Annotated in this window: 12 protein-coding genes and 1 pseudogene; 3 read left to right on the forward strand and 10 right to left on the reverse strand. The window is 68.1% G+C overall.

Annotated elements, in window-relative coordinates:
* The 5 genes and pseudogenes from L995_RS01215 to L995_RS01235 all read right to left on the reverse strand — a co-directional run.
* Window positions 1-373, reverse strand: a pseudogene (locus L995_RS01215) (Y-family DNA polymerase); the annotation flags it as partial.
* Between the two features lie 6 nt (window positions 374-379).
* Window positions 380-1,264: a translesion DNA synthesis-associated protein ImuA gene (gene imuA, locus L995_RS01220; RefSeq protein ID WP_047468345.1), complete on the reverse strand. Its 885-nt coding sequence runs from the start codon at window positions 1,262-1,264 to the stop codon at window positions 380-382.
* Between the two features lie 91 nt (window positions 1,265-1,355).
* The gene (locus tag L995_RS01225) at window positions 1,356-2,720 is read right to left on the reverse strand and encodes an HD-GYP domain-containing protein (RefSeq protein ID WP_047468348.1); all 1,365 of its coding nucleotides are present in this window, start codon (window positions 2,718-2,720) and stop codon (window positions 1,356-1,358) included.
* 108 nt (window positions 2,721-2,828) lie between these two features.
* On the reverse strand, window positions 2,829-3,467 hold the full coding sequence (locus L995_RS01230; RefSeq protein ID WP_012206068.1) for a 3-oxoacid CoA-transferase subunit B: 639 nt from the start codon (window positions 3,465-3,467) through the stop codon (window positions 2,829-2,831).
* 2 nt (window positions 3,468-3,469) lie between these two features.
* Window positions 3,470-4,177: a CoA transferase subunit A gene (locus tag L995_RS01235; RefSeq protein WP_016446257.1), complete on the reverse strand. Its 708-nt coding sequence runs from the start codon at window positions 4,175-4,177 to the stop codon at window positions 3,470-3,472.
* A 73-nt stretch (window positions 4,178-4,250) separates the two neighbouring features.
* Here L995_RS01235 and L995_RS01240 point away from each other — a divergent pair, with 73 nt between their 5' ends.
* Together L995_RS01240 and L995_RS01245 are read left to right on the forward strand one after the other, a co-directional pair.
* Window positions 4,251-4,793 carry a PAS and helix-turn-helix domain-containing protein gene (locus L995_RS01240; protein ID WP_016446258.1) on the forward strand — a complete coding sequence of 181 codons (543 nt, stop codon included), beginning with the start codon at window positions 4,251-4,253 and terminating at the stop codon, window positions 4,791-4,793.
* Window positions 4,794-5,057: 264 nt separating this feature from the next.
* Window positions 5,058-6,509, forward strand: coding sequence for a catalase (locus L995_RS01245; protein WP_047468360.1), 1,452 nt, complete (start codon window positions 5,058-5,060; stop codon window positions 6,507-6,509).
* Window positions 6,510-6,575: 66 nt separating this feature from the next.
* Here L995_RS01245 and L995_RS01250 read toward each other — a convergent pair whose 3' ends face one another.
* Together L995_RS01250 and L995_RS01255 are read right to left on the reverse strand one after the other, a co-directional pair.
* On the reverse strand, window positions 6,576-7,016 hold the full coding sequence (locus L995_RS01250; RefSeq protein ID WP_016446260.1) for a nuclear transport factor 2 family protein: 441 nt from the start codon (window positions 7,014-7,016) through the stop codon (window positions 6,576-6,578).
* A gap of 47 nt (window positions 7,017-7,063) precedes the next feature.
* On the reverse strand, window positions 7,064-9,085 hold the full coding sequence (locus L995_RS01255) for an NADPH-dependent 2,4-dienoyl-CoA reductase (RefSeq protein ID WP_047468363.1): 2,022 nt from the start codon (window positions 9,083-9,085) through the stop codon (window positions 7,064-7,066).
* A 160-nt stretch (window positions 9,086-9,245) separates the two neighbouring features.
* Here L995_RS01255 and L995_RS01260 point away from each other — a divergent pair, with 160 nt between their 5' ends.
* Entirely contained in the window at window positions 9,246-9,785 is a 540-nt protein-coding gene (locus L995_RS01260) for a PadR family transcriptional regulator (protein WP_016446262.1), read from the forward strand.
* 57 nt (window positions 9,786-9,842) lie between these two features.
* Here L995_RS01260 and L995_RS01265 read toward each other — a convergent pair whose 3' ends face one another.
* The 3 genes from L995_RS01265 to L995_RS01275 all read right to left on the reverse strand — a co-directional run.
* On the reverse strand, window positions 9,843-10,766 hold the full coding sequence (locus L995_RS01265) for an SMP-30/gluconolactonase/LRE family protein (protein ID WP_047468366.1): 924 nt from the start codon (window positions 10,764-10,766) through the stop codon (window positions 9,843-9,845).
* 22 nt (window positions 10,767-10,788) lie between these two features.
* Window positions 10,789-11,688, reverse strand: coding sequence for an amidohydrolase family protein (locus L995_RS01270; protein ID WP_047468370.1), 900 nt, complete (start codon window positions 11,686-11,688; stop codon window positions 10,789-10,791).
* A gap of 4 nt (window positions 11,689-11,692) precedes the next feature.
* Window positions 11,693-12,521, reverse strand: an 829-nt coding sequence (locus L995_RS01275) for a tripartite tricarboxylate transporter substrate binding protein (RefSeq protein WP_047468373.1), incomplete at its 5' end; no start/stop codon positions are given.

The raw sequence follows: 12,521 nt of genomic DNA on the forward strand, positions 1-12,521 counted from the left end.
CCGCGTTGCCCTGCATGCGCCAGCGCAGCCGGGCCAGCGCCTGCCAGGCCGTGGCGGCCCGGGCCCAGACCGGCATCTGCGGGCTGCCTGCCTGCCCTGTGTCAGGCTGCTGTTCACGCAGAGCGCGCAGCAGGCCCAGCAGCATGGACTGGCGGCCGCCCCACAGGCGCTCCACGCTGCCCACCTCCATCAGCGCCACGGCCTGCCCTGCCCCGTACCAGAGAGCCACGCGCGGCGTCCAGCGCAGGGCCCACCAGGCCTGCTGCGCGCAGGCACTGCCTTTGCCATCACTGTCGCCGTTGCCCTGGCCATCGCCCTGCGCGGCATGCAGCGGCCAGGCAATCCAGTGCAGTGCTTGATTCGGCTGTGCCATGGCATCTCATCCCAGGGTGTGCGCTGCCGCCTGCAGGGCGGGCGCCTCGGCGGGCAGCAGTTGCCCGTGTCCATGAAGCCAGCGCTGCGCCTCGCCCGCCTGCCGGGTGCGCCGCTGGGCCTGGGCCTGCAGCACGTCCTGCCAGGCCCAGTGGTGCAGCGGCAGTTTCAAGGGATGCTCCAGCGCAGGCCCCCGGCGCTTGAGCAACTGCACGCGCAGGCAGGCTGGCGTGCCGCCTTCGCCCGGCTCCCCCAACTCTGTCTCCACGCGCAGCCGCAGCGGCGCAGGCGAGGCCACCGTCTGCAGGGCGGCCGAGGCCTCGCGCCACAGCCACAGAATGCGCCCCTGCGCAGCGGCCGCCCATTGCAGCCGGCGCAGCGTGGCCATGGGCAGACCGGCCGGCAGCCAGGCCAGCACGGCCAGCACGTCGCGGCAGCGCAGTGCCTGCTCACAGACCCAGGCCAGCCCTGCCCCATCGCCTGCCGGGTGGGCGCCGGGGTGGGTGCCGGGGTGGGTATCGGCCTCCACGCAGCACAGCCGGTGCGCCGCCACGCCCGCCGCTTCCAGTCCCGGTGCAAAAGGCCTGCAAGGCGGTGCCACCAGCACCACCTGGCCCGCGCTGCGCTGCATCAGGGCCGCCAGACCCGGCAACAGCAGCGGCCATTCGGCATGGCCATGGGCGGGCTGCAGCAGCTCGACCATCGCGCCCAGCGGCCAGCCCCCGCCCGGCAATTGCGCATCCAGCAGCGCATGGCCCGAAGGCTGGACGCGCTGCTGCAGCGCCTGCTGCCAGCCATCGCCACGCCACACGCCCTGCAACTGAGGCAGCACACGCGCCGCGCCCGCCATGGGGGCGGGCTGCGCAGGTTGGGAGGCGTGGGGCGTGGTCATGGGGAAAATCTCAAATACTGTATGAATATACAGCACTCTTGATTTCCAAGAGATCCACGGATGTAAAAAAAGCCGGGCAAGCCCGGCTGTCTCAGTGCGCAGCTGTTGCCGCTGCCCCACCCGGCGGCGGCGTGGCGTCGATCTGCATGCAGGCTTCGCACCATTGCGCGACCGCCGTGTCCACGGCGTGGGTGCGGGCGTTGATGGCGGGCCAGCGGCGCAGGCAGGCGTTGACGATGGCCTGCAGCTGCCACAGGGCCTCGCGGCTGAGCAGGGCCAGCTCGCTCATGCCCTGCACGTCGTCCTTGAGGTAGGCCAGCAGGTCGGTTTGCTGGTTCGGGTGCAGGCCGGCCTCGGCCAGCTGCTTTTGCAGGCTGCCGATGCTGGAGTCGATGTAGACGGCCGCCTGGTGGTCGGGCATGGCCTGCCAGCGCTCGGGAAAGGCCTGGCTGAACGTGTTCCACATCTGGAAGGCGGCCGACAGCGCTGCCACGCTGTGCGTGACCTCGGCCTGCAGCGGCGGCAGCGGCGTGCCCGGCGAGATCTCGTCGTACAGCAGCGGCAGCAGGATGCCGACCAGATCGGCCGGATAGCGGCGGTGGTTCATGCGCAGCATCAGCGACAGGCGCTGGCCGGGCAGGTCCTGGAATTTGTCGAAGAAGGCCGAGACCACCTCGGCCAGCAACAGGATGCGGCCCATTTTGGAGATGGCTTCGCCATGCACGCCGCGCGGATAGCCCGTGCCGTCCATGCGCTCGTGGTGCTCGAGCACGGCCATTTCCACGTCCTGCGAATACGCGCCCGCGCCCCGCATGATGAGCATGCCCGTGACCGAGTGCGCCACCAGGTGCTTGCGCTCGGCGCCCGTGAGCCGGTAGTTGGGGTCGGTCCAGGCCGGGTCCATGTAGAGCATGCCCACATCGTGCAGCAGGGCCGCCGTGGCCAGCGGGCCGCATTCACGCTCGCTCCATTCGCTTTGCAGCGCCAGGTAGACGGCCACCAGCATCATCTGCAGGCTGTGGGCGAACAGCTCGGGGCGCTGCTCGCGCATGACCGTGAGCTTGAAGGCGATCTGCGGCGGCAGCACCATCAGGCGCAGCGGCGCCAGCAGCCGGTCCGTGCCGCCCAGCGACTGCACCAGGCGGCGCATCAGGTCCACGGTCTCGCACTGCACCATGGCCTGGGCCTCGATGGCCAGCACGTCCACGCGGTTGTCAACGCCCAGGTGCTTGTCGATGGGGTCGCGCAGCTTGTGCTTGACCAGGCGCTCGTACATGTTGCTGTCGATGCGCGCGCCCTTGTCCACGAGCTTGACACCCTTGTCGTTGAAGATGGGCTCGCCGGTCACCACGTTGCAATGCTCGGCCATGTCGGTGACGGCGCGCAGGAAATGCACGCCCTCGTCCTTCCATCCCTGCGCTGTCGGTGGATTGCGCACGGCCGCGACATCCGTCATAGAGGCTCCCATTGGCTCGAAATCTGAAATATAAGCAAAAGAGCCCGCGCAAGGCGGGCTCTCGTCGCGCAGGCCTGCACCAGGCAGGCACTGCACAGCACGGCAACATCAGCGAATCAGCGTCACGCCGGTCTTGGACTGGATGTCCTCGAAGCTCACTTCGGGGGCCAGTTCCACGAGCTTCAGGCCCTGCGGCGTCACGTCCATCACTCCCAGGTCGGTGATGATACGGTCCACCACGCCCACGCCGGTCAAAGGCAGAGTGCAGGCGGGAAGAATTTTGAGGTCGGTCGTGCCGTCCTTCTTCTTTGCCACATGCTCCATGAGCACGATGACGCGCTTGACGCCCGCCACCAGGTCCATGGCGCCGCCCATGCCCTTGACCATCTTGCCGGGGATCATCCAGTTGGCCAGGTCGCCCTTCTCGGACACCTGCATGGCGCCCAGGATGGACAGGTTGATCTTGCCGCCGCGGATCATGGCGAACGACTGGTCGCTGCCGAAGATGGACGAGCCGGCAATCGTCGTCACGGTCTGCTTGCCGGCGTTGATCAGGTCGGCGTCCACGGCATCCTCGGTCGGGAAGGGGCCGATGCCCAGCATGCCGTTCTCCGACTGCAGCCACACTTCCTTGTCACCCGTGTGGTTGGCCACCAGGGTGGGAATGCCGATGCCCAGGTTGACGTAGAAGCCGTCTTCGAGTTCTTGGGCCGCGCGGGCGGCCATCTGGTCTTGGGTCCACGGCATGGTCAGGCTCCTTGTTTTTCTGTGATGGTGCGCTTTTCGATGCGCTTTTCGGGGTTCGGGTTGTGCACGATGCGGTGCACGTAGATGCCGGGCAGGTGGATGTCGTCCGGTGCGATCTCGCCGACCTCGACCACCTCCTCCACTTCCACGATGCAGACCTTGCCGGCCGTGGCGGCGGCAGGGTTGAAGTTGCGCGCCGTCAGGCGGAACTGCAGGTTGCCGCTCTTGTCGGCACGGTGGGCCTTGACCAGGGAGACATCGGGCACGAGCGAGCGCTCCATCACATAGGTCTCGCCGTCGAACTCGCGCAGCTCCTTGCCCTCGGCCACCATGGTGCCCACGCCGGTCTTGGTGAAGAAGGCGGGAATGCCGGCGCCGCCTGCGCGCAGCTTCTCGGCCAGCGTGCCCTGGGGCGTGAATTCCAGCTCCAGCTCGCCGGCCAGGTACTGGCGCTCGAACTCCTTGTTCTCGCCCACATACGACGAGATCATCTTCTTGATCTGGCGCGTCTCCAGCAGCTTGCCCAGGCCAAAGCCGTCCACGCCCGCGTTGTTGGAAATCACCGTCAGGCCCTTGACGCCGCTGTCACGCAGCGCGTCGATCAGGGCCTCGGGAATGCCGCACAGGCCGAAGCCTCCCACAGCCAGCAATTGCCCGTCGGCCACGACGCCCTGGAGCGCCTGCTCCGCAGAGGGGTAGAGCTTTTTCACACATGTCTCCTTCAGATTGGATGCGCTACGATACTACGTACTTGCATAAGTAGTTTTTCGTAAAGATTTGCCCATGGATATAGATTACAGGCTGGCGTTCGAGGCCGCCCCCGTCGGTCTCGTGATCTCGCGCAACCGCACCATGATCGACTGCAACCGCCAGGTCTGCGAGATGTTCGAGGCCTCGCGCGAGGTGCTGATCGGCCAGACCTTCCAGATCCTCTACCCCAGCGCCGACGAGTATGAGCGGCTGGGCGCGCGCATCGCGCCCATTCTCAATGCAAGGGGCTTTTATTCGGACAACCGCATCATGAAGCGCGCCAACGGCGAAACGTTCTGGTGCCATGTCACGGGCCGCACGCTGGACCGCAGCGACCCGCATGCCTCGGGCATCTGGAGCTTCGAGGACCTCAGCGCCCAGCGCCCCGTCAAGGCCGAACTCACGGGGCGCGAGCGCGAGGTGGCCGCCCGCCTGCTGGAAGGCCTGACCTCCAAGGAAATCGGCCGCGCCCTGGCCATCAGCCACCGCACGGTGGAGATCTACCGCGCACGGCTGATGCGCAAGTACGGCGCCTCCACGGCCGCCGATCTGGTCCACAAGCTGGTCTCTGGCTGACAGGGCGACGGCCTACACGGGCCGTATCCGCCCGCGCAACACAATGCCTTGGCAAAAAGCATGCCCGGCACGACGCAGGCGGGGTGCGGTGAAATTTTTTGGCTATGGCGCAGTTGAGATTTGCCAATCGCCAAAGCCTTGCCGCATCCATAGAACGAAACAACAATAAAAGCAATTCGATAGCACGCAGCTATTGATTTTCCAAGCGCCGCGCTGCCTGCGTGCAAGCCGGCGCCGCTACCACCCCTCGATCAAGGAGAGACCATGACCCACAAGCTCACCACCGCCGCAGGTGCCCCGGTTGCCAACAACCAGGACTCGCTCACGGCCGGCCCGCGTGGCCCGATGCTGCTGCAGGACCTGTGGCATCTGGAAAAAATGGCCCACTTCAACCGCGAAGTGATTCCCGAGCGCCGCATGCACGCCAAGGGCTCGGGCGCCTTCGGCACCTTCACCGTGACGGGTGACATCACGCGCTACACCCGCGCCAAGGTGTTCTCCGACATCGGCAAGCAGACCGAAGTGTTCGCGCGCTTTTCCACCGTGGCCGGCGAGCGCGGCGCGGCCGACGCCGAGCGCGATATCCGTGGCTTCGCCGTCAAGCTCTATACCGAGGAAGGCAACTGGGACCTGGTGGGCAACAACACGCCGGTGTTCTTCTTCCGCGACCCGCTCAAGTTCCCGGACCTGAACAAGGCCGTCAAGCGCGACCCCTACACCAACCTGCGCTCGCCCGAGAACAACTGGGACTTCTGGACCGGCCTGCCCGAGGCGCTGCACCAGATCACCATCGTCATGAGCGACCGGGGCATTCCGCGCGGCTACCGCCACATGCATGGCTTCGGCTCGCATACCTACAGCTTCATCAACGCCAGCAACGAGCGCCACTGGGTCAAGTTCCACTGGGTCTGCCAGCAGGGCATCGAGAACTTCACCGATTCCGAGGCGGCCTCCGTCGTCGCCTCCGACCGTGAAAGCAGCCAGCGCGACCTGCTCGAGGCCATCGAGCGCGGCGAGTTCCCGCGCTGGAAGCTGTGCGTGCAGATCATGCCCGAGCATGAAGCCGAGACCTACCGCTTCCACCCCTTCGACCTGACCAAGGTCTGGAGCAAGAAGGACTACCCGCTGATCGAAGTGGGCGTGATGGAGCTCAACCGCAACCCGCGCAACTACCACGCCGATGTGGAGCAGGCCTCGTTCACGCCGGCCAACCTGGTGCCGGGCATCGGCCCCTCGCCCGACCGCATGCTGCAGTCGCGCCTGTTCTCGTACGGCGATGCCGCGCGCTACCGCCTGGGTGTGAACCACCACCAGATCCCCGTGAACGCGCCGCGCTGCCCCTACCACGCCTACCACCGCGATGGCGCCATGCGCGTGGACGGCAACTACGGCGGCACCATCGCCTACGAGCCCAACACCAAGGGCGAGTGGCAGGAGCAGCCGGCCTTCGCCGAGCCGCCGCTGGCCCTCAACGGCGCGGCCGACCGCTGGAACTACCGCGAGGACGATGCCGACTACTTCACCCAGCCCGGCGACCTGTTCCGCCTGCTCACGCCCGATGCGCAGCAGCGCCTGTTCGAGAACACGGCGCGCAACATCGCCGGTGTGTCCGAGCACATCGTGCAAAAGCACATAGCGCACTGCACCCAGGCCGACCCGGCCTACGGCAAGGGCGTGGCCGATGCCATCGCCCGCCAGAAGGCCGGCACGCTCTGACCGGCTGACGCCCACGGCAAAACGCCCCCGAAACTTCGGGGGCGTTTTTCATGGCGCGCCCTGCCCTCAGGCCACGGCCTTGAAGGCGGGAAGCTTGTCGCCCAGCCGCTTGCCCATCTCCGTGCCCAGGGCCTGCAGGCCGCTCATGGGGCGCACCATGACCTCGAATTCCCGGATCAGCCCCTGCTCGTCGAAGCGGATGAAGTCGATGCCCTTGAGGTTCTTGCCACCCACGCTGGCGCTGAACTCCAGCACCACGTCCAGGCCGTCATCGCTGGCCATCTGGCGGTGGTAGGTGAAGTTCTCGAACACCTGGACCACGGTGGACAGCGCCAGCATCAGCGCGGCTGCCGAGGCATAGGGCGTGTTGGCCATGGGCGAGCGGAACACTGCGTCGGGATGGACGATGGTGTGCAGCTCTCCCAGGTCGCTGGCGGCAACCATGCGATGCCACAGCTCCAGGGAGCGGGCGACTGCGGGATGGGCGTTCTTCGGGGGCTGGGACATGCTTGTCTCCTGGTGGTTGAGGTGGAAAACGGAATCGGGCGGCGCCCTCAAAGGCTGGCCGCCAGCGTGGTGCCTTGCAGAATGGCGCGCTTGGCGTCGAGTTCGGCCGCCACGTCGGCGCCGCCGATCAGGTGCACGCTGCAGCCCGCCGCGCTCAGGGCCGCATGCAGCTCGCGCTGCGGCTCCTGGCCCGCGCAGAGCACGACGTTGTCCACCTCCAGCAGTTGCGGCTGGCCGTCCACGGTGATGTGCAGCCCGGCGTCGTCGATGCGCTCATAGGCCACGCCCGAGCCCATGGCCACGCTGCGTGCCTTCAGCGAGGTGCGGTGTATCCAGCCCGTGGTCTTGCCCAGCTGGTCGCCCACCTTGGTGGACTTGCGCTGCAGCAGGTGCACGCGGCGCGGCGAGGGCTCGGCCTGCGGCTGCGCCAGGCCGCCGGCCTGGGCGTAGTCCGTGTCTATGCCCCACTCCGCATAGAACTTGCGGGGCGCCACGGCGCCGCTGTCGTCGGCATGGGTCAGGTACTCGGCCACATCGAAACCGATGCCGCCCGCGCCGATGATGGCCACGCGCTCGCCCACGGGCCTGTCGCCCTGCAGCACGTCCAGGTAGCCGAGGACCTTGGGATGGTCCACGCCGTCGATGGCGGGAACGCGCGGCCGTATGCCCGTGGCCAGCACGATCTCGTCATAGCCGCCCTCGATGAGCTGGGCAGCCTCCACGCGGTGGCCCAGTCGCAGCGCCACGCCGCCCAGCTCCAGCTGGCGGCGGAAGTAGCGCAGCGTCTCGTGGAACTCCTCCTTGCCGGGCACCTTCTTGGCAATGTTGAACTGCCCGCCGATCTCGCTGGCCGCATCGAACAGCGTCACCGCATGGCCGCGCTGCGCGGCGGTGACGGCAAAGCTCAGGCCCGCCGGGCCGGCGCCCACCACGGCGATGCGCTTGGCGGCGGGCGCGGGCGCAATCACCAGCTCGGTCTCATGGCAGGCGCGCGGGTTGACCAGGCAGGAGGTGATCTTGCCGCCAAAGGTATGGTCCAGGCAGGCCTGGTTGCAGGCAATGCAGGTGTTGATCTCGTTGGCCCGGCCCTGGCGCGCCTTGCGCACGAAGTCGCCATCGGCCAGCAGCGGCCGGGCCATGGAGACCATGTCGGCATAGCCCTCGGCCAGCAGGCGCTCGGCCACTTCGGGCGTGTTGATGCGGTTGGAGGTGATCAGCGGGATGTCCACCTGCCCCATCACGCGCTGCGTGACCCAGGCATAGGCGGCGCGCGGCACCTTGGTGGCAATGGTGGGGATGCGCGCCTCGTGCCAGCCTATGCCCGTGTTCAGCAGCGTGGCGCCCGCGGCCTCGATGGCCTGGGCCAGCGCGATCACTTCCTCCAGCGTGGAGCCGCCTTCCACCAGGTCCAGCATGGACAGGCGGTAGATGATGATGAAGTCCCGCCCCACGCGCTGGCGCGTGCGCCGCACGATCTCCACCGCAAAGCGCATGCGGCCCGCGTAGCTGCCGCCCCATTCGTCATCGCGGTGGTTGGTGCGCGCCGCAATGAACTCGTTGATCAGGTAGCCCTCGGAGCCCATGATCTCCACGCCGTCGTAGCCCGCATGCCGGGCCAGGGCTGCGCAGCGCACGAAGTCCTCGATGGTCTGCTCCACCTCGTCGCCCGTCAGCGCATGCGGCACGAAGGGGTTGATGGGCGCCTGCAGCGCGCTGGGCGCCACCAGCCCGGGCTGGTAGGCATAGCGGCCGAAGTGCAGGATCTGCATGGCGATCTTGCCGCCCTCGGCATGAACGGCCTGCGTGACGATGCGGTGCTGGTCCGCCTCGTGCTCATTGACCATCATGGCGCCGCCCTTCATGGGCCGGCCGCGCTCATTGGGGGCGATGCCGCCCGTGACGATCAAGCCCACCTCGCCGCGCGCGCGCTCGGCGTAGAAGGCGGCCATGCGCTCGAAGCCGTTGGGCGCCTCCTCCAGGCCCACGTGCATGGAACCCATGAGCACGCGGTTTCTGAGCGTGGTGAAGCCCAGGTCCAGTTCGGCATTCAGGTGGGGGTAGTGGGTCATGCCTGTCTCGCTTTTTTATGCAACTGATTGCATGAATGTAGTCAGCCTCCTTTATTTATGCAACTGGTTGCGCAAAAAATTGCAGAAATGACTGCAGCGCTTGGCCGCACCTCCATGCAGGCCCGTAAGATGGCGCCCAGCGCCAGTCCCTTTGTTGCCGATGTCCCTGCCACACGCCCTTCTCACCGCCTTGGTCGAGCACCCCTGCTCGGGCTCGGAACTTGCCGAGCGCTTCGACCGCTCCATCGGCTATTTCTGGAATGCCACGCACCAGCAGATCTACCGCGAACTCGCCCGGCTGGAAGAGGCGCAATGGATCGAGGCCCTGCCCGCCGAATCCGGCCGGGGCCGCAAGCGCCAGTACCGCATCCTGCCCACGGGCCGCAAGGAGCTCAAGCGCTGGGTGGCCGAGCAGGAAGACCCCAAGCCGCTGCGCGAGGAATGGATGGTCCGCCTGCGTGCCGAGGCGGTGGTGGGGCCCTGCGGACTGCAGGACGAAGTGCAACGGCTGCTGGCACTGCACCAGGCGCAGCTGGACGTCTACCAGCGCCTGGAGCAGCGCGACTTCCTGGACAAGCCGCCCACGCGCGAGCGGCGGCTGCAGCACCTGGTGCTCAAGGCCGGCATACAGCAGGAGCAGCTGTGGATAGGCCTGCTGCAGGAAGCCCGGGAGATCCTGGACATGCCGGCCAGGCCCTGAGGAACGGTTGCGACGACTGAGACTGCCGAGACGGCTGAGAAGGTCGCGACGGCCGCCTCAGCCCTTGTTCAAGCCGTGCAGCGCCAGCCCCGGCGCCTCCAGCCGGGCACGCAGAATGCACCCGTGCGTGGAGTCCGTCACATGCAGCGTGCGACGGTCAGCGCCGCCAAAGGCCAGGTTGGTGAGCGAGCTTCCCGGCACGCCACGCAGCACCTGCACGGGCTCGGCGCGGTGGTTGAGCACCCACACCAGGCCCAGGCCCGGGTTGGCCACCAGCAGCCGGCCCTGGTCATCCACGGCCAGCCCGTCGGGCCCGCTGGGGCCGTAGGAGGTGAAGAACTGCCCCACCTTGGCCACGCTGCCATCGGGCAGCAGGGGCACGCGCCAGACGCAGTTGCCGCGCGTCACGGCCAGGTAGAGCACGCGGCCGTCGGGCGACAGCGCCACGCCGTTGGGGCTGGGCACGTTGGCCAGCAGCAGGTCCAGCCGGCCGTCCGGACGCAGGCGGTACAGGCGGCCGCTGGGATCGTGCAGGCCGCTCTGGCCCTGGTCGGTGAAGTAGAGGTTGCCTTCGGCATCGAAGACCAGGTCGTTCACGCCCTTGAAACGCTCGCTGTTGCGCCGCTGCAGATAGGGGCTGACGCGCCCCGTGGCCACCTCCAGGCACATCAGGCCGTTCTTGTAGTCGGTGATCAGCAGCGTGCGCTCGTCAAGGAACTTCATGCCGTTGGGCTCGCCGTCGTACTCGGCCACCAGGGTCCAGGCGCCTTGCGGATCGATGCGGAACACGCGGCCCCAGGGAATGTCGGCCACGTACAGGTTGCCGGCGCCGTCGAACACCGGCCCCTCGAGGAAGGAGTCGGTGACGGCGCCGCCCCGGTTGGCATCGGCCCACTCGCTGCGCTCGGGGCGGCGCAGGGCGTCGGGCATGGCGGTGAACGATTCGAGGTCGCAGACCTGGGGGGCTTGCAGCAGGAACATGGTGCTTGTCTTTCTCGGGATTTCAGGGGATGGCGCTGAAACCGTACAGGCGCGCTGGATTGTCGACCAGGATGCGGTCCATGGCCTCGTCCGTGCCCGCCCAGGCCTGCAGCAGATCGACCAGGTCGGCATCGTCGACGGAGCCCGGCGCCTCGGTGGTGTGCGGCCAGTCGCTGCCCCAGACCAGGCGCTCGGGTGCGGCGCGCACCAGGTCGCGGCCCAGCGGCAGCGTGTCGGCATAGGAGGGGCCGCCCACCGATGAACGCATATAGGCGCCGGAGAGCTTGACCCAGGTGTTGCCGCCATCGAGCAGCCGGCGCAGCGCGGCATGGGCCGCGCCCTCCACGCCCTGCATGCCCGCGGCCGGATCGATGCGACCCAGGTGGTCCACGACCAGGGGCACGGGCAGCGCGCCCAGCACGGGCTCCAGCGCCACCAGCTGTTCGGGCTGCACGAAGACCTGCACATGCCAGCCCAGCCGTGCGACCCGGTGCGCCAGCGTGACCAGCATGTGGGCCGTGGTCTCGCCCCAGGACTGCGGCGAGACAAAGTTCACGCGCAGCCCGCAGACGCGGTGCGTGGCCAGCCGGTCCAGCTCGGCATCGGCCACATCGTGGGCGACCACGACCACGCCGCGCGCATCATCGCCCAGGCGCTCCAGCGCATCCAGCGTGCAGGCGTTGTCCGTGCCATAGGTCGAGGGCGTGACCACCACGGCGCGCGAGGTGCCCAGGCGCCGCTGCAGTTGGCGGTACATGGCCACGTCGGCCTGCGGAGGCGTGCGCGGCCAGTGCGGCGACGGCGCAAAGCGCGCATCGAAGATGTGCATGTGGCTGTCGCAAGCCAGGGGCGGCAGCGTGCGCGCAGGCCGGCTCGTGCCGGCCGAGTGCGGCACGGCCATGGCGATGTCGGTCATGCCCATGCGCTCAGTCCAGCACGATGGCGCCCTTGCGCACCACCTCGCCCCACTTGGCGTCTTCCTTCTGGAGGAAGGCGGCGAACTCGGCCGGCGTCGATGCCATGGGCTGGGCGCCCAGGTCGCTCAGGCGCTGGCGCACCTCGGCTTCCTGCAGCACCTCGGACAGCGCCTGGTGCAGGCGCGCGGCCACGGGCTCGGGCGTGCCCGTGGGCAGGAAGATGCCGTTCCACTCATAGGCCTCGTAGCCGGGAATCACGGTCTCGGACACGGTGGGCACATCGGGCAGGCGGGCCGAGCGCTGGGGCGCCGCCACGGCCAGGGCGCGCAGCTTGCCGCCCGTGACCAGCGGATAGGTGGCCGCCATGGTGCCGAACATGAAGTCCACCTGCCCGCCCATCACATCGGCAATGGCCGGCCCGCCGCTCTTGTAGGGCACATGGACCATGTCCAGCTCCAGCCGCTGGCGGAACAGCTCGGCCGCCAGGCGCTGCACCGTGCCGCTGCCGCCCGAGGCGAAGTTGATCTTGCCCGGCTGCGCCTTGGCCCTGGCCGCCAGGTCGGCCACGCTGCGCACGGGCGAGTCGGCCTTGACCACGACCACATTGGGCATGAGCAGCACCAGCGACAGCGGCTGCAGCGCGCTGCGCGCATAGGGCAGCTTGGCAAACAGATGCGGGTTGATGGAAAACGGCGTGGCGTCGTAGAGCACCGTGTAGCCATCGGCGCGCGCCTTGGCCACCTGGCTGGCGCCAATGGTGCCGCTGGCCCCGGGCCGGTTGTCCACGATGATGCTGGTGCCCAGCCGCGCGCCCATGCGCGTGGCCAGCAGGACGCGG

It is taken from the genome of Delftia sp. ZNC0008 (assembly GCF_000799035.1).
Classification (GTDB): domain Bacteria; phylum Pseudomonadota; class Gammaproteobacteria; order Burkholderiales; family Burkholderiaceae_C; genus Comamonas; species Comamonas tsuruhatensis.